The sequence below is a fragment of the Methylocystis sp. S23 genome (genome assembly GCF_054106005.1).
Genome location: NZ_CM134185.1, coordinates 3714975 through 3730488, shown reverse-complemented (window position 1 = coordinate 3730488; position 15514 = coordinate 3714975). Strand labels below are relative to the sequence as shown.

Sequence of the window (15514 nt, the reverse complement as noted above, 5' to 3'; positions counted from 1 at the left end):
CCTCCTACAGCTCGAGGCCGTCGGCCGGGTCCATCGCGCCCTGGCGCGCGAGGCCGCCCATACGCTGTCGAACGATCTCTTGCTGGCGCGCAGCCTGCTCGGGGGTATCGTCCATGATGGCGAATTCGTTTCTCTCCCGACGCGATGGCGTCGTCTCCTTCACGATCGCGACGTGGTCGGGCAGCTCCGGCTCGCGTCTCAACCCGCCGTTGGCCTCGTCCTCCGCCGTCGACCGCGCGAGGAGATCGGTTGCTGGGCACCGGATCGGCAAGGCGGACCAGTCGTCCGGCCGGGGCGTGTGAGGCGCGACTTTCGGCGGCGGCAGAATCCGCTCGGCGAAACGGCGATCCTCATAGTAGCGCGCCTTCTTCGCGCGGATCGGATGCAGGCCCGACATCATGACGATTTCGTCGGACGGCGGAAGCTGCATGATCTCGCCGGGGGTGAGCAGCGGGCGCGCCGTCTCGGAGCGCGACACCATCAAATGACCGAGCCAGGGCGAAAGCCGATGCCCAGCATAGTTCTTCATCGCCTTCATCTCGGTCGCGGCGCCGAGCGCGTCGCTCACGCGCTTCGCTGTCCGTTCGTCGTTGGTCGCGAAGGACACGCGCACATGGCAATTGTCGAGGATGGAATTATTCGCCCCATAGGCCTTCTCGATCTGGTTCAGCGATTGCGCGATCAGGAAGCTCTTGATGCCATAGCCGGCCATGAAGGCCAGAGCGCTCTCGAAGAAATCGAGCCGTCCCAGCGCCGGGAATTCGTCGAGCATGAGCAGCACGCGGTGACGGCGGCCCGTGGGCCGCAATTCCTCGGTCAGGCGGCGTCCGATCTGATTGAGCACGAGTCGGATCAGCGGCTTGGTGCGGCTGATGTCGGAGGGCGGCACCACGAGGTAGAGCGTGGCCGGACCTGGGTCGGAGACGAGATCGGCGATCCGCCAGTCGCATTGGCGGGTCACTCTCGCTACGACCGGATCACGATACAATCCGAGGAACGACATGGCGGTGCTGAGGACGCCCGAACGCTCATTGTCTGATTTGTTGAGCAGCTCGCGCGCGGCGGAGGCGACGACAGGATGAGGACCGGCGTCGCCGAGGTGGCGCGTGGTCATCATCGCTCGCAGGGTCGTCTCGATCGGCCGGTTCGGATCGGAGAGGAAGGCGGCGACGCCCGCGAGCGTCTTGTCGGCCTCGGCATAGAGAACATGGAGGATGGCGCCGACCAGAAGCGAGTGGCTGGTCTTCTCCCAGTGGTTCCGGCGCTCGAGCGATCCTTCCGGATCGACCAACACGTCGGCGACGTTCTGCACGTCGCGGACTTCCCACTCGCCCTTGCGCACTTCGAGCAGCGGATTATAGGCGGCCGAGGCGCCGTTGGTCGGGTCGAACAGCAGGGCGCGGCCATGGCGGGCGCGAAAGCCGGCGGTGAGCTGCCAGTTCTCGCCCTTGATGTCGTGGACGATGGCCGAGCCCGGCCAGGTGAGCAGCGTCGGCACGACGAGGCCCACGCCCTTTCCGGATCGCGTCGGGGCGAAGCAGAGGACATGCTCCGGCCCGTCGTGACGCAGATATGAAGTCTCATGCCGACCAAGCACGACGCCGTCGGGGCCGAGCAGGCCGGCGGCCTTCATCTCGTTGGGCCGCGCCCAGCGAGCGGAGCCATAGGTCTCGGCGTCGTCGACCTCTCTCGCGCGCCAGATCGACATGGCGATCGCCGTCGCGATCGAGAGTGGACCGGCCGAGGCTGCGATATAGCCGCCTTCGACGAAGATCGTCGGAGCGTAAGCGTCGAAGGCGTACCACCACCAGAAGAAGGCGGGCGGCGGATAGAAGGGGAAATGGGCGAGCTCGAACCAGGGATGTCCGAGCTGCAGCTGGAAGCCGAGGCGCCAGGCTGTCCATTCGGTCGCCGCCCATATCGTCGTCAGCACGATGAGCGATACGACGAGGATCTGGCCCCAGAGAATCCTGGTAGCGGACAAGGACGCCTCCATTCGAATAGAGCGAGACGTCGAGACAAAGACGCGGTCCGAGCGCATTCAAGGGTGTTCGCGTCGCGATCGTAGCGTGGCGAACCGAGACGAAAAAATACTGGCGTCGTGAACTGGCGATCGACGCTGGTCGATCGTCACAAGTCCAATCCTCGTTTTCGGCCGAGGCTCCATTCGATGCCGCCATCGTCTCGCGTTGTCCCGGCGACATGCTGGCTGAGCTTTTTCTCGAGCGTCGGCGACCAGGGCACGAGCTGGAAGCCGAGACCGTCGTCGATCATGGCGAAGCGCCCGGAAGCGAGCACGAGGCGCTGCCGATAGACGCCAGAGATTTGATTGCCAGCAGTGGCCGGGGTGTGTGGAAGGCCAGTCTCGGCCGAGAGCTTTGCGGCGGCGTTATTCAGCTCGCGGCCGCGCAGCGTCGCGAGCAGATCGCGCTGGAAAATGACCTGTCCACCTTGTCGTCGCGCCAAGCCTTCAGCGATGAGATGCTCGGCGCGCGCTTTCATGGCCTCGCGGACCTCGCCACCGAATCCGCCCATCGCCAGCGGCGTCGGCGTGCGCTCGACGAGACGGTGATCGAGCCAGGTCGCGCCGGATGCGCCGATCTGGCGGTCGAGATCGAATTCCGAGCGGGTCGCCAGGATGAGCGTCGGCTGCGGATCGTCGGCGCCGCCGAAGCGCCGCAGCTCGACGACGCCGCCGATCGGCGGAGCATGGTCGAACGCTTCGACGCTGCGGAAACGGACATGATGGGCGCGGCCGTCGGTCCCGTCGATCACGGCATAGGCTTCTCCGCTCAGCTCGTCATGCAGTCCCTTGTCGACCAGCCGCCCGAGGATCGGCGACTCTGAAGGCGCTGCATCGATGGCATAATCACCGATGCCGCGGTCCTGGCCACGCTCGGCGAAGGCGCGATGCATGGTCTTGATGATGTCGCCGCGCATTCCGAGATCGCGCAGCGTGCGTTCGGCCTCCAGGCCGATCATCCATCGGCCGGGACCAGCGGAGGCGGCGAGGCCCATTCGCTCGAGCTTCTGAGCGCGGCCGACCATCAGGCGGCGCAATTCGGGGTCGTCGGGACCGGGATGGGCCGGGCGCAGGTCGATCATCCCAGTCTCGTCGGCGGCGCAGCGGATGGCGGCGTCGAGCCGCGTCCACCGATCGGCTTCGACCTCGCGCTCGAGCGCCGAGCGGATCGCATGTTCGGAGCGCGGGCCGAGCTCGACGGCGACGAGGTCTTCCGCGCGCGAGCGCAGGCCGCGGCTGATGTAATCGCGGGCGATGACGAGATCGCCGCCGCTCTCGTCGACGCCGCGCACCAGCAGATGGACATGCGAGTTGTCGGTGTTCCAATGATCGACGGCGATCCAGTCGAGCTTCGTCCCGAGATCGGCCTCCATCCGCTCGGCGAGGTCGCGGGTAAAGGCTTTGAGATCGGTCATCTCGCCAGCGTCCTCGGGCGAGACGATGAACCGGAAATGATGCCGGTCGCCCTCGCATCGCTCGGCGAAGGCCCGATCGTCGGCGTGATCGTTCGCCGCATCGAACATCATGCCATTCTCTCCCTCGCGGCTGACGCCCTCGCGTTTCAGATAGGAAAAATGTGCCGATAGCGGCGCCGATCGAAAGCTGCGGCCGTTGTGGCGGACGACGCGCGCCTTGACGACGACGCGGCGGCCCGGATCGAAGAGACGGGCGCGGCCGAAGGCGGCGCGCCCGCGCCCGAAGCCGGAGCCGCCGGGGGCAGCGGATTGCGCGCCGCTATGCGGCGTCGCAGGTCCCGCCTTGCGCGCGGCTTTCAGAACCTCTGCGACGAAGCTCTTCGGCTTCGGCGCGCGTGTCGTGCGGGCCCGTCCCGGACGGACGCGGAAGTCGTTCTCCTCCCGGCTCATCGGTGCGCCTCGCCGAGGCGAACGGCAGCCTTCAGAACGTAGTGTGCAAGTCGAAGCCGTATAACTCCATGAGGATTTGGTGAAACCTGCCAACGACCGACCAGCCTGCCCGACGAAAGACGAGTCGCGACAGCGACTTGTCTGCCGGCGTGGCAGGCGCTTTTATCTCGCCTTAGCCCGGTCGTGTTCTGCGCTGAATTGCCTTCCGCCGTTCTTTCTTCGCCATATTGCGCTCGGGAACGCTGGAATGCGAATTGGTCACAAACCGCGCTCGCGATGCGCCTGCACGCGTTCCGCGTCGGGCAAATCGCGGCGAAGTGGCCACCCAGTGCGCAAATGTCGGCAGTCAGACTGCAACAGCGATGCAGGTTCATTGCGCGTGCTCCGTCGACGAGAGCGCGACGAACAGGCCGTCGGAGCGAGGCGCTATGGCGGACAGATCGCGCGTGGCGGCGACAGCGATCGTATCGCTCGCTGTCCGAATTGGCGTCGGATGATTGAGGACGCAATGGCTGTCGTTGTTCTCGACGAACAGCGGCGCCTTCGTCCACGGAGAAAGACCGGAGTTCGCGCGACTGGCGGGTCGAGCGCCGTCATTTTCGTCGATCAGAGGGGCGAGCGCCGCGACATAGGCGACAGTCTCGGATGGCAATGAACGGCGCCCGTCGAGATAATCCTCATAGCGACGCGGTCCCGCATTATAGGCAGCGAGGAAGCCCGGGGAACCGTAGCGATCGTGCAACTCGCGAAGATAGGCCGCGCCCGCGAGGATGTTGTCGTGCGGATCGAAAGGATCGCCGGCAAGAGCGTGATGGGCACGCAACTCCGACCAAGTTTCGGGCATGATCTGCATGAGCCCGATTGCGCCTTTGGGAGATACGGCGCCTTTCTGGACGCGGCTTTCGATCTTCATGACGGCGCGAATCCATGCCGCGGGAATGCCGAAGCGCCGCGCCGCCTCTGCGACGTGGACGGCGTAGGCGGCACCATACGACGGGCGCTCGATCGGCGCTGCCTCTGCGGCCTGGACTCCGTCCAGCGCGCAGGCCGGGGCGAGGCCGATAAGGAGAAGGAGCGTGAATCGCGCGCGCGTGCAGGCGCGGTCTGGGCGGTCCGATTTGCTCATGAGCGGGAGTGCGGAGCGCATATGGTCAGTCCCGCTCGTTGCGCTTCTGAAGTCGGGTCCAGTGCGGCATCCAGCTGGACTTGTCTTCGCTCGACTGGAGCAGATTGGCGCGGATCGGCTGCGTCAGGGCTGGATCGTCGAGGAGCAGTGAAACATAGTCGCCGGCTTTCTTGCCGATGCGCTTCCATGCCGCCCCGATTTCCGGTCCTTCGTCATCGCCGAGCAGGATGCGGTAGTCCGGCGCGTTCTCCGCGCCACTATGGTCGGAGGGAATGAGAACGATCTGGGCGTCGAGGGACAGCGTGCGGATGGCGCCGGAAAAGCCTGATTTGGTGCGGATGAATCGACCGATCTGCGTCATCGGAATTCTCCGTAACTGATAGGATTATGCGGGGGTCAATCGACGGCGGCGCGCCATACGAAGCGGCCGTCGCCCTCCTCGTCGGTCCAGATTGGAACCGCGCGAGCGACGATCGACGCGATGAGGATTGGGCCGAAGTAGCGTCCGTCGAGGCTGTCCTGGACGGTCGGATTCATGAGGAAGACCTCGTCCACCCGCAGCTTACGGCAGCCTGTCCAGCTCGGCAGCGGACGACCGCGACGATCGCGATCTCGCGCTTCGCCGACGTCGACGTCGTCGACCATGACGACGGCGCCGGCGCGGCATACATTCTGTCCGGGGAGCGCCAAGACATGCTTCAAGAGAAGCACGCCTTTCGGCAGGAAGCCGCCGTCAGCGAGGAAGCTCACGATGGGTTCCGGCGGGCGGACTGCCACCAGCTGCATAGCGCGGAGTCGGCCCGTGGCCTGAAGCGCATAGAGTCCTGTCGGCGTGCTCGCCGTGGCGTTCCAGACAAGCCATGGTGTGGCGGGAGCCAAGGACTGGCCGCCGATCAGCAGCACGGAGGAGAGCGTCGCCGTGACATAGCCGAGGCGGATCATGGCGCGACGCTCCGGCGCTTCAGCCACGCGTCATGCTGCTCGCGCGTGTAGGCGCGCGGCTCGTCGCCGACGGCGAGACGGTTGTGTAAATGCCGCCAATAGTCGGGCGACGCGTCGGTGGGGTCGACGCCGATCGCCTCTATGGCGTCGATCACCTGGAGCGCTCGCTCGACCCTCGGCCAGGCGTCGACGCGCAGCAGGATCTCGCCGCCGGGCCGCACGAAGGGCAGCGTCTGATAGCGCTCGCCGACTCCGACGGCGCGCACGATGTCCATCCGCGAGATTACCGTGCCATAGTCGTTCGACGCCCATCGGACGAAGCAGAAGATGCTGCCGGGAGCGAAGCTGGCGATGCGGCGGCGATGGTCGAGTATCTTGTCCGCCGCGCGATGGCCGAAGCGAATTCGGAACTCGATCTTCTTCTCGATCCAGGTCAGCTCGACATGGGTGAGAGGCGCGGCGCCGCGACGTGGCGGCGCTTCGACGCGAGCGGATTGCGGCTCGTTGTCGTTCATGATGTTTCTCCGGGATCGTCGGGGAATTCGCGCGCGAGCAGGTCGCGCAGCATGTCGGCGACAGTGACGCCGCGCCGAAAAGCGGCGACCTTGATGCGGCCGCGGAGCGTCGGCGTGACATCGATCGTCAGGCGCGCGGTGAATTCGCTGGCGTCATTCGCGCGCCGGGCGGGGACATCGGCTGATCTAATCCAGCCGTCGGCGTCGCCGGGACGCGCCGCGAAACCGCGCTTCGGAGTGCGCTCATTCATGCGGCGCCTCCGTCGACGAACCGCGAAGCGTTGCGTACATATCCCGCGAAAATCGTCATGGCGCGATCCTCCCGACCTCGGCCGCGAGCGCGACGATCTCGCGCGCCGCCGGCGTGTCGTCGGCGAGCTCTGAGACGAGGCGGCCGGTCTGCGCGGCGTCGGCGAAGGCGATGCGTTGACCGATGGTGGCGGAGAGCGCCGGCGGATCATGATCTGCGAGCGTCTCGACCGTTTCGCGCGCGATGACGGTGCGCGCGGCGTAGCGATTCAGGACGAAGCGGGCGGCGAGCTGCGGGCGATAGATGCGCGCCTCGCCGAGCAGAGCCAGCATCTCGGCAGACGCCCAGCCGTCGAAGGGCGATGGCTGCACCGGGATCAGCGCCAGATCGGCGGCGAGCAGCGCCGAACGCATCAATCCGGCGACGCGCGGTGGACCATCGATGACGAGATGGTCGACCCCGAGCGCCAGCTCGGGCGCCTCGCGATGGAGCGTGTCGCGCGGCAGGCCGACGACGGTGAACAGCCGTGAGGGGTTCTCGCGCGCTCGCTGCTGTGACCAGTCCAACGCCGAGCCCTGAGGATCGGCGTCGATCAGCGTGACGCGCTTTCCCTGCCGAGCCCATTCGCCGGCGAGATGCAGGGCGAGCGTCGTCTTGCCGACGCCGCCCTTTTGGTTGAGTAGCGCGACGATCATGACGCGCCTCCTTCCCTCTCGCCGAAGAGAACAGGCGCCTCGAAAGTCGCATCGTCCGTAAAGCCGGATTTACGGAAAGTCGTATCAGGTGTAGTCTTTTCAGACGGAAGTTTCGGTGTGCGGGAACGCTCGGATGAGTTTTCCACATTCGCCGGGCGCAAACAAAAGTTAGGTCGTGTGGACGAATTGAGAGCGGTCGAATTTTCACGATTCCCAGCCTGAATCTGGTGTGATTCATAGACCTCCGACCGATTCGGAGGCCGGACGTCATGTCGACGAGGATGGATGAAGAAGACTGGGCGCATGTGCTCGCCGTGTTTCGGGCCTGCCTTCCTCGCCGAGGACGCAAAGCCGAGGACGACCGACTGTTCCTGGAGGCGCTGCATTTCTTCACGGTCGAGAACGTGCGATGGCGCGCGTTGCCGGAGCGGTTCGGTCATTGGAACAGCGTATGGAAGCGGTTCGATCGCCTGAGCAAGGCCGGCGTGTTCGAGGCGTTCTTCGACACGCTCGCGTCGATGAGTGCTTCCGCCCATCTCATCCAAATGTTCGACTCGACGATCGTGCGCGCTCACGTCTCCGCCGCGGGCGCAAAGGGGGCAAGAGGGGCAAGCGCTCGGGCGCTCGCGCGGCGGTTTCACGACGAAAATCCACGCGAAAGCCGATGCCTCGGGAACGGTCATCGGCTTCGACCTGACCGGCGGCGAGGCTTCCGACGCGCGCCACTTCGAAACCCTGCTCGATATCGGACCCGATATGAAGCCTCGCGCCGTGGTGTGCGACAAAGGCTATGCCAGCAAGGCGAACCGCGAGGCTGCGAGGAAGCGGGGCATCGCTCCCGTGATCCCGCACAAGGCCAACGAAAAGGAGCGGCCCAAGTTCTTCGCCAAGGCCCTCTACAAAGCTCGCGCTCGCATCGAACAAGGCTTCGGCCGCCTCAAGCGATTCAAAAGGGTCGCCCTACGATGCGAAAAGACGGAACGAAACTTCAGATCGATCGTCAGTTTCGCCGCTGGCCTTTGCTTGATACAATTCGTCCACACGACCTAGAGTCTCTGTTAGACTCTAAGTTAGCAGCGCGGATTTTTCCTTCGGGCCAGAGGGTTAGCTGCCTTCCGCGCGCCCGAAGTCCCGATAGGGCCGCGCCCGAAGTCCCGATACCATGCGCGCCCGAAGTCCCGAGTGTTTCCACAGGTTTATCCACAGGGGCTGTGGATAAGTCGATCGGCAGGATGTGCAGCAGCTCGCGCCGGCCCTCGTGCTCGATCCGCAGGCGATAACCGGGCAGCGACTGCCGGCACACGATGAGCCGGATGTCGATCGCGAAATCCCTGAGCCTCGCGAGGCTGCCGGATTTTTGATGCAGATGCGGGATGTCGAAGATCCAGCCCAGCTTCTGGCGGCCGGCGTGCTTGCGGGCGACGCGATAGAGCCAGCGCTCGACGCCGCCCGCCAGCCTGAAATAGGCGGGGTCTATGGCGAGCACGAGAGATCGGTCGACGACGCCGCGGTAGAACCATTCCGGGAGAACGAATTCCATGCCTTCGACGCGGCCGTCGCGTGTCACGCACTCTTCCCATTCGTTGATCCAGGAGAACTGGCTTCGACGCCAGTGCTCGCCGTTGCGAATGGTGGTGCAGATGGCCGTCGACTGCAGGCGCGTGAGCGCGCCCTTCAGCAGTTTGTAGTCGCGGGCGCCGGTCGCGCGTCCGACCGCCTTGAGGAGCTGATAGGGCGTGAAACGTAGGAAGCGGGAGGTCGTGAGGCCCTGGTTCTCGGCCTCGACGATCTGGCTCGCCGCCCAGATCAGCACGTCGGCGTCCCATATGGTCGCCATGCCGTGCTCTGGCATGGCGAAGACTTCCACGCGCGCGCCGGCCGCCTCGTAGAGGATCGGCGTTGTGCGCTTCGCCTTGGCGAGCGAGAAGAAGGGCCGCTCCATGAGATCGCGCTGATCGCGCGGCGATGCGTCCCCCGTCGCGATGACGAAGGGGTGGAGGCGGCTGCGCTCGCTCGAGGTGACGGGGAGGCGGCGCGACATGGCGGTGTCGCCTCAGCGGTGGGAGTTCGGGCGGGCAATGCGCACGCCGGTGTCGACGTGGACGGCGTCGCGCGCTTCGACATATTGCGGATCGGACGTGGAGCGGCAGGCGGCGCCATCGGCCCAGGCCTGCAGATCCTCGATCGCATAGACGACGCGCCCGCCGAGCTTGCGGAACGTCGGCCCGGCGCCGTGGCATCGGTATTTTTCGAGCGTGCGCGCGGAGAGGCTGAGCATTCGTGCGGCTTCATGCGTCCGGACGAAGCGCGTGGCGCCTTCGGGTGATTTGTCGCGCAAGAGACGCCTCCGTAGCGGTGAGGTGCGCCGCAGGGACGTCGCGGCGTTTCGAGATCACCGTGGCGGAGAAGAGAAGCGCAGGGGGAGGACGAAGTTTTGAGGCCGGTCCGTGTCCCCCCTTCCGCGAGGCGCACGCTGGGATGTCCTAGGAAACGGAGAATGCGGAAGGTTCATCAGCGGCCGCGCAGCAGCCTCTTGTAGCCGCCGTTCATCAGCGCGATGGAATCATGGATGAGACGGTTCGCCTTGCGGCGCGTCGCCGAGCTCTTCCACTCGAGCGCGGGAAGAGCAGCGTCCTCGGCGTCGATCAGGGACGCGGCGATGTCGCGTGGCCCCGCGCCGCCGAGCCAGAAATCCAGAGCGTGCAGCAACAGGATGAGACGCGCGCGGCGCTGCGCGGTCAATTGTAGCGCGCGAGGTAGCGGACCTGCGGCCCCGCCCTGAAGGAGCCGAACGAGCCGGGACGCGCTTTCGAGCCGGATTTCGAGCGACGCATCGAGCGGCAATATGATCGCGGGGCGGCTCGGCACGCCTTCGTTCATCCAGACATGAATGTCGCCTCGGGCGCCGCCGACGACGAGCCGCCTTCCGCCATCGTCGGACTTATCCGCGACGATGGCGCCGAAGGCGGTCGGATCAAAGGTCCCGTTCGCTGCGAAGCAGGGCGGCGCCGAAGCGATGATCAGCGTGCCGGGGTCGATCTCAGGGAGCCAGAGCACTGGCTCCCTTCCTGCCGGAGATTCCGGGTCATGAGCGAAACTGCAACCCCCAGCGACGCGCGAGGCTCGAAAGCGCAGTTGCTTCGTCGACGACGCCGCGTTCGATCCGCCTCAGCGTCTCGCGATAATCCTGGCGATATTTCGGGTTCCGGCGCAGAAATTCGAGCGCGAATCCGGAGTGGTCGAGTTCGTCCAATTGCTTGATAGAATCGGGAGATTTCCAGAAATTCGTCGGCATGAAGCGCTCCTCGGCTTGGCCTCGTAGCTCGAGCGGCGACTTCGACGATTCCGGAATGTCAGAAACAAAACTAGCCCAAAGGGTTGCATCGCATGCCGCGAGCGCCCGTGACCTTTTTATGGCAGGCGAGAAGAGAGACTATTGCGCGCGCGTGCCCAAAAGCTGCCGATAGCCGGCTGCCGACATCCATCTCGCTCTGGCTAAATGGCTCTCAAGGATGACCTTCGCCCGTTCCGGCTCGCGCTCTGGATCGATCCCGAAAATCACCGCGACGACCTCTCGCCAATCGGCGCCTTCTTCGGCGGCATCCAGCAGTCGCAGGTAGGTCGTGAGGTGACGTTCGTCGTAGGCGTTCACGTGCTCGGTGAGCGGCGGACGATCTTCGAAGGCTGGCGTGCTCATTGCGGACCTGCCTGTCGCTCTATGCCGGCGAATTCATGGCGATACGGCGGGATTATATCCCAGGATTGGTTGGCGTTCTATGCCGACGGTGATGCAATCGGCGCATCACGTTGTTCGCTGGGAACGCAGACTCACAGGTTCGGCAGAGGCCGAGCGTAGCATGGTCGTCGACGAATAGGAACGTTCGTTCCTGGAATGAACGTTCTTGACTCGGCTTCCATGCCAGCATGGAAATTGAGGAGGTCATAGCGACGAATGTCCGTCGCCTGCGTCACGCCAGGAAGTGGACGCAGGAAGCGCTTGCCGAGAAAGCGCAGCTGAGTTCTCGTTATGTCGGTGCGATTGAACGCGCCGATGTGTCGGCAAGGGTGAACATCGTAGCTCGGATCGCCGAAGCATTCGGCGTCGAGCCCGCCGATCTTCTCAAGCGCAGCAAGCCGAAAGGTCGCGGCTGAGTGCTCGGCAACTATCTTGGCCGCGATCGAGGCGATCTCCCCCATTGCAAGGCATGATCGCCCTGGTGCTTCCAGCACCATTCGAACCGCTCGCTCCCAAACATTTGATGAAAATCTGTTCTATGGCTTCTTCGTATCCATGGTCCAATTCTCTGAAGGGTTGGGGCCTCCGGGAGTCCCGGAGCGGTTAAAATACGGCGAGGCGATAGGATTCCCTTCGCTACTATCTTGCCCTCGATAAACCTCGGATGGCCGCGAGGAGGCCGCCTCGTCACCGTGCAACCGAAGATTGACGGCACTATACTGAGGAGCCTGATTCGTGGGCTGAAGGCATCGACCTACCTGTGTCGGTGGACAAGGGGGGATAATCTGTCGAGTATTACCGAGACCGATTTGGCAGCTGCGTTGACCGGAGATCCCGAAGCGCTCCAGGTTCACCTTTCGCTGATCGAGCGGGACGTTCTTATTGATGGCCATTCGGTCAAGGTCCATTGCCATTGCCTCACCGTTGATGGCAACGGGCGTGTTCAGCCTCGCCGGCTTGCCGAATTCATGCGTAACGCAGTTGCCGATTATGCGATTTCTCGAACGCAGCTCGCCAAAGCCAAGGCACGTGATCTCAAATATAATAGCACTGAGGCCGTCACCGCACTGGTGGAGCAGGCACGCCGTTCGTTCACCGATCTGGCGAAAACTGGCGAAGGCGGTGAAATGCTTCTGTTCTTGCTGGCCGAGCGATTCCTCCGGCTTCCACAAATTCTTTGCAAGATGGATCTTAAGACCGACACTCGCATGCACTATCATGGTGCCGACGGCGTGTATGCGAGTGTAACCGCCGATGGGCTGCTAAAGCTCTACTGGGGTGAATCAAAGATATACAAGAATGCTGGGTCAGCAATTCGGGATTGCCTAGCATCGCTCGCACCGTTCCTTGTCGAGCCAGAGCATGAAGACGCCGAACGCGAGCGCGATCTCATTCTACTTAGCGACAAGGCGGATCTAAGCAACCCTGACCTAACGGAGGCGCTCAAGCGCTATTTCGACAAGACCTCAGTTATGTCGAAACGCGTCCAATATTGCGGGGTCGCTCTGGTCGGCTTCGACGTGCCATTCTATCCCGGCGATGAAGCCAAAGCTGTGGCCGAGGAGATTGCGGAAGCGGCGCGCGCTGAACTAGAGACCTGGAAGTCAAAGATCGGTGAGCATATCAAGGCGGAGAAGCTAAATCAGTTCGAGATTGAATTCTTCTGCCTGCCGTTGCCATCGGCCGAAGACTTTCGCTCGGCCTTTCTCAAGGCAATGGGGTTCGCAGAATGACTCTCGGCGACCTTCAGACCTGGCTGATGGGCGAAGGGATTCGGAACGATCTCGATGAGCTCACCAGACGCACGGTTGTCACCGAGCTCGACAATCTCGCCCCTGCTCTGGACGCCGCTCCAGCGGCACCGATCGACTGGCCCCGCCTGCTGCTCGCCGGTAGCATCCTGGCTAAGTCCGACCGACGCCAACATCAAGAAGCCGCGCTGCGGATCGCAACAGGCGCGGTGACCTTGTCCGAGAGCGGCACGATAAAGGATGCGGGTGCCGTGCTGTTGAGCAAGCTGTCGAACTTCCGCGCCATAGCTTTGGCAAGCGAGCGGGATCTACTTGCTGCCGGCTTAGATGGAAGGCTTGGCATGGCATCGCGGATCGAGGCGCAACGCCGGCAGATGGATCACGCGATTCTCGTTGAGACGAGCGGACGGTGGCTGCAAGTCAACGATTTTCAGCGGCGGTTCTGGAACGATGCTGCCGATCACCGCTGGCTCTCTGCGTCCGCACCTACCGCTTCGGGTAAGACGTTCCTCGTCCTGCAGTGGTTGATCGACCATATACGGTCGAGCGATTCGCGCGTTGCAGTCTACCTTGCGCCTACCCGCGCGCTGGTATCGGAGATCGAGAGCACCCTCCTGGTCTTACTCGGTAAGGACAGCGGGGTCCAGGTTTCCTCGCTGCCCTTGCGCGACAAATATGACGCCGCCCGAGCCGAAGGAGCGCGCCTCATCCTCGTCTTTACGCAAGAGAGGCTGCACCTGCTCACGAACATCCTAAGCGATGCAATCGCCATCGATCTGCTAATCGTCGATGAAGCGCACAAGATCGGTGATAGTCAGCGCGGCGTGATCCTCCAGGACGCGATCGAGCGCGCCTGTCGTGCCAACCAAGCGCTTAAACTCATGTTCATTAGTCCGGCGACTCAGAATCCCGAGGAATTGCTTGCCGACGCACCGAAAGGTGTCGAAGTGAGAGCGATCAATAGCGACGCGCCCACGGTCCTCCAGAATGTGATCGTGGCAGAACAGGTTCCACGCAAACCGAAACGGTGGAACCTGTCGATCCGTCAGCAAGATACAACCCTGCCAGTCGGCGTGCTCCAACTGGCTAGTTCCCCCGCGGGCATTCAGAAGAGGCTGGCGTTCATCGCTGCGGCCGCCGGGGAGCGAGGCGGAACGCTTGTATACGCCAATCGTGCAGCCGACGCGGAGGAGATCGCCGGTCTAATCAGTCAGCTTGTTCCATCGGACGGCCCGCCCGACCCCGAGTTGCTCGAGTTGGCGGATCTCGCTCGAAAGGGCGTGCATCCACAGTTCAAACTAGTGCCGCTGGTCGAACGCGGTGTCGCCTTCCATTATGGCAACATGCCGTCGCTGATCCGGCTAGAGGTTGAACGACTGTTCCGGTCCGGTAAAATTCGTTTCCTCGTCTGCACCTCGACGCTGATCGAGGGCGTCAACTTGTCTTGCCGCACCATCGTACTGCGCGGCCCGCGGAAGGGCATCGGTCATCCCATGGAGCCCCATGATTTCTGGAATCTTGCGGGACGGGCTGGTCGTTGGGGTGACGAGTTTCAGGGCAACATCATTTGCGTCGACCCTCAGGACACGAATGCTTGGCCCGGTGGGGTTCCTGCACGCGCGCGTTACCCGATCAAGCGCGAGAGCGATGCCGTGATCGAGCTGGGAGACGACCTTGTCGACTATCTCGACCGCCGAGCTACGGCCGCCCTCGCGGAACTGGAGGATTCCGACCGGTACGAGCAGGTTGGATCGTATCTGCTTGCCACATACCTACGGCTCGGCTCGATCTCGCAAGCTAGTCTCGCCAAGCGTCACGATCCTGCGATCATCGCGAAACTTGACCAGAGCCTCGCCGCGATTGCCAGCCAGATTGAGATCGGCCACGAGATTGCGAATCGCCATCCCGGGGTCAGCGCGCTCGGTTTGCAGCGCCTCCTTGAGGCCTTCCGCAGCTATGAAGGCGACATTGAGAACCTGCTGCCCGCAGCGGTCGACAGCCAGGATAGCTATGATCGCTTCGTGACTATCATGCGGCGTATCAACCAGCACCTATTTCCAGCATTTCTGCCCGACGGACTGATTCCACTACACGCGCTCATTGTCGTCCAGTGGCTCAAGGGTTTTTCGCTTGCTGCAATGATCCGGAAGAACATTGATTACCACCGAAGCCGCGGTATGAAATACAGACTCCCTGCATTAATTCGTCATACGATGGAGCTCATCGAGCAAATCGCCCGCTTTAGAGCGCCGAAATACCTATCAGCCTATATGGACATCTTGAATATGCATTTGCGGGCTATAGGACGTGCCGATTTGATTGACCATGACTTCGACATTGGCATCCAGCTGGAGTTTGGCGTGTCGTCGCGAACTCTGCTCGCGCTAATGGAGCTCGGCTTGTCGCGCATGAGTGCGGTCGCGCTTTACGAAAAAATCGCGAGTGACGACCTGAGCAGGGAAGGCTGCCTAGCGTGGGTTGCCGAACGCGAGGCGCACTTGGAAGGGATGGATATCCCCGCGATCATCCTTCGAGAGATTCGCGAGAAGCTTCTACCTCAAAGCGGTGAGCAGGCCGCAACGTCAACGTCATGAGCGGACTAGGAGATTGA

Annotated in this window: 17 protein-coding genes and 1 pseudogene; 4 read left to right on the top strand and 14 right to left on the bottom strand. The window is 63.3% G+C overall.

The genetic code is table 11. From position 1 onward, the window contains the following. Positions 1-4 precede the first annotated feature (4 nt). From ACV7JP_RS18290 to parA, 8 genes are all read right to left on the bottom strand, one after another. On the bottom strand, positions 5-1984 hold the full coding sequence (locus tag ACV7JP_RS18290) for a conjugal transfer protein TraG (protein WP_457797075.1): 1980 nt from the start codon (positions 1982-1984) through the stop codon (positions 5-7). 146 nt (positions 1985-2130) lie between these two features. Next, entirely contained in the window at positions 2131-3888 is a 1758-nt protein-coding gene (locus ACV7JP_RS18285; RefSeq protein WP_457797074.1) for a relaxase/mobilization nuclease domain-containing protein, read from the bottom strand. Between the two features lie 370 nt (positions 3889-4258). Further along, entirely contained in the window at positions 4259-5035 is a 777-nt protein-coding gene (locus tag ACV7JP_RS18280) for a lytic transglycosylase domain-containing protein (protein ID WP_457797073.1), read from the bottom strand. Between the two features lie 4 nt (positions 5036-5039). Next, positions 5040-5375: a DUF736 domain-containing protein gene (locus ACV7JP_RS18275; RefSeq protein WP_457797072.1), complete on the bottom strand. Its 336-nt coding sequence runs from the start codon at positions 5373-5375 to the stop codon at positions 5040-5042. Between the two features lie 35 nt (positions 5376-5410). Further along, positions 5411-5956, bottom strand: coding sequence for a S26 family signal peptidase (locus ACV7JP_RS18270; RefSeq protein ID WP_457797071.1), 546 nt, complete (start codon positions 5954-5956; stop codon positions 5411-5413). Next, positions 5953-6471: a DUF2840 domain-containing protein gene (locus ACV7JP_RS18265; RefSeq protein WP_457797070.1), complete on the bottom strand. Its 519-nt coding sequence runs from the start codon at positions 6469-6471 to the stop codon at positions 5953-5955. The genes ACV7JP_RS18270 and ACV7JP_RS18265 overlap by 4 nt, the downstream gene beginning before the upstream one ends. Then, complete coding sequence (locus ACV7JP_RS18260; RefSeq protein ID WP_457797069.1) at positions 6468-6722, bottom strand: hypothetical protein; 255 nt, start codon at positions 6720-6722, stop codon at positions 6468-6470. Before ACV7JP_RS18260 ends, ACV7JP_RS18265 begins: the two co-directional genes overlap by 4 nt. Before the next feature lie 55 nt (positions 6723-6777). Beyond that, positions 6778-7416, bottom strand: coding sequence for a ParA family partition ATPase (gene parA / locus ACV7JP_RS18255; RefSeq protein ID WP_457797068.1), 639 nt, complete (start codon positions 7414-7416; stop codon positions 6778-6780). Positions 7417-7685: 269 nt separating this feature from the next. Here parA and ACV7JP_RS18250 point away from each other — a divergent pair. Both ACV7JP_RS18250 and ACV7JP_RS18245 read left to right on the top strand, forming a co-directional pair. After that, positions 7686-7904 (top strand): annotated as a pseudogene (locus tag ACV7JP_RS18250) (transposase); the annotation flags it as partial. A gap of 34 nt (positions 7905-7938) precedes the next feature. Continuing rightward, a complete protein-coding gene (locus ACV7JP_RS18245; RefSeq protein ID WP_457797067.1) occupies positions 7939-8466 on the top strand; it encodes an IS5 family transposase in 528 nt (175 codons plus the stop codon). Here ACV7JP_RS18245 and ACV7JP_RS18240 read toward each other — a convergent pair. The 6 genes from ACV7JP_RS18240 to ACV7JP_RS18215 all read right to left on the bottom strand — a co-directional run bounded on the left by ACV7JP_RS18240 (position 8417) and on the right by ACV7JP_RS18215 (position 11649). Next, positions 8417-9457, bottom strand: coding sequence for a replication initiator protein A (locus ACV7JP_RS18240; protein ID WP_457797066.1), 1041 nt, complete (start codon positions 9455-9457; stop codon positions 8417-8419). The two genes, ACV7JP_RS18245 and ACV7JP_RS18240, sit on opposite strands and share 50 nt — an antisense overlap. A gap of 12 nt (positions 9458-9469) precedes the next feature. Continuing rightward, positions 9470-9694 carry a DNA-binding protein gene (locus tag ACV7JP_RS18235; RefSeq protein WP_457799116.1) on the bottom strand — a complete coding sequence of 75 codons (225 nt, stop codon included), beginning with the start codon at positions 9692-9694 and terminating at the stop codon, positions 9470-9472. 233 nt (positions 9695-9927) lie between these two features. Continuing rightward, positions 9928-10473 carry a DUF2285 domain-containing protein gene (locus ACV7JP_RS18230; RefSeq protein ID WP_457797065.1) on the bottom strand — a complete coding sequence of 182 codons (546 nt, stop codon included), beginning with the start codon at positions 10471-10473 and terminating at the stop codon, positions 9928-9930. Between the two features lie 28 nt (positions 10474-10501). Next, on the bottom strand, positions 10502-10711 hold the full coding sequence (locus ACV7JP_RS18225) for a transcriptional regulator domain-containing protein (protein WP_457797064.1): 210 nt from the start codon (positions 10709-10711) through the stop codon (positions 10502-10504). 138 nt (positions 10712-10849) lie between these two features. After that, a complete protein-coding gene (locus ACV7JP_RS18220) occupies positions 10850-11113 on the bottom strand; it encodes a DNA -binding domain-containing protein (protein ID WP_457797063.1) in 264 nt (87 codons plus the stop codon). Positions 11114-11244: 131 nt separating this feature from the next. Beyond that, positions 11245-11649, bottom strand: a complete 405-nt coding sequence (locus ACV7JP_RS18215) for a hypothetical protein (protein ID WP_457797062.1) — start codon at positions 11647-11649, stop codon at positions 11245-11247. Positions 11650-11844: 195 nt separating this feature from the next. On the opposite strand from ACV7JP_RS18215, the gene ACV7JP_RS18210 reads away from it, so the two are divergent. Both ACV7JP_RS18210 and ACV7JP_RS18205 read left to right on the top strand, forming a co-directional pair. Further along, entirely contained in the window at positions 11845-12885 is a 1041-nt protein-coding gene (locus ACV7JP_RS18210) for a HamA C-terminal domain-containing protein (RefSeq protein WP_457797061.1), read from the top strand. After that, a complete protein-coding gene (locus ACV7JP_RS18205) occupies positions 12882-15497 on the top strand; it encodes a DEAD/DEAH box helicase (RefSeq protein WP_457797060.1) in 2616 nt (871 codons plus the stop codon). The genes ACV7JP_RS18210 and ACV7JP_RS18205 overlap by 4 nt, the downstream gene beginning before the upstream one ends. Positions 15498-15514 lie beyond the last annotated feature (17 nt).

What these genes read in the sequence shown, in the direction of transcription:
- ACV7JP_RS18275 (WP_457797072.1), bottom strand. Translation starts at nt 5,375, where the DNA reads ATGACGCAGATCGGTCGATTCATCCGCACCAAATCAGGCTTTTCCGGC.
- ACV7JP_RS18280 (WP_457797073.1), bottom strand. Translation starts at nt 5,035, where the DNA reads ATGCGCTCCGCACTCCCGCTCATGAGCAAATCGGACCGCCCAGACCGC.
- parA (WP_457797068.1), bottom strand. Translation starts at nt 7,416, where the DNA reads ATGATCGTCGCGCTACTCAACCAAAAGGGCGGCGTCGGCAAGACGACG.
- ACV7JP_RS18205 (WP_457797060.1), top strand. Translation starts at nt 12,882, where the DNA reads ATGACTCTCGGCGACCTTCAGACCTGGCTGATGGGCGAAGGGATTCGG.
- ACV7JP_RS18285 (WP_457797074.1), bottom strand. Translation starts at nt 3,888, where the DNA reads ATGAGCCGGGAGGAGAACGACTTCCGCGTCCGTCCGGGACGGGCCCGC.
- ACV7JP_RS18260 (WP_457797069.1), bottom strand. Translation starts at nt 6,722, where the DNA reads ATGAATGAGCGCACTCCGAAGCGCGGTTTCGCGGCGCGTCCCGGCGAC.
- ACV7JP_RS18220 (WP_457797063.1), bottom strand. Translation starts at nt 11,113, where the DNA reads ATGAGCACGCCAGCCTTCGAAGATCGTCCGCCGCTCACCGAGCACGTG.
- ACV7JP_RS18235 (WP_457799116.1), bottom strand. Translation starts at nt 9,694, where the DNA reads ATGCTCAGCCTCTCCGCGCGCACGCTCGAAAAATACCGATGCCACGGC.
- ACV7JP_RS18270 (WP_457797071.1), bottom strand. Translation starts at nt 5,956, where the DNA reads ATGATCCGCCTCGGCTATGTCACGGCGACGCTCTCCTCCGTGCTGCTG.
- ACV7JP_RS18265 (WP_457797070.1), bottom strand. Translation starts at nt 6,471, where the DNA reads ATGAACGACAACGAGCCGCAATCCGCTCGCGTCGAAGCGCCGCCACGT.
- ACV7JP_RS18215 (WP_457797062.1), bottom strand. Translation starts at nt 11,649, where the DNA reads ATGGTGCTGGAAGCACCAGGGCGATCATGCCTTGCAATGGGGGAGATC.
- ACV7JP_RS18240 (WP_457797066.1), bottom strand. Translation starts at nt 9,457, where the DNA reads ATGTCGCGCCGCCTCCCCGTCACCTCGAGCGAGCGCAGCCGCCTCCAC.
- ACV7JP_RS18225 (WP_457797064.1), bottom strand. Translation starts at nt 10,711, where the DNA reads ATGCCGACGAATTTCTGGAAATCTCCCGATTCTATCAAGCAATTGGAC.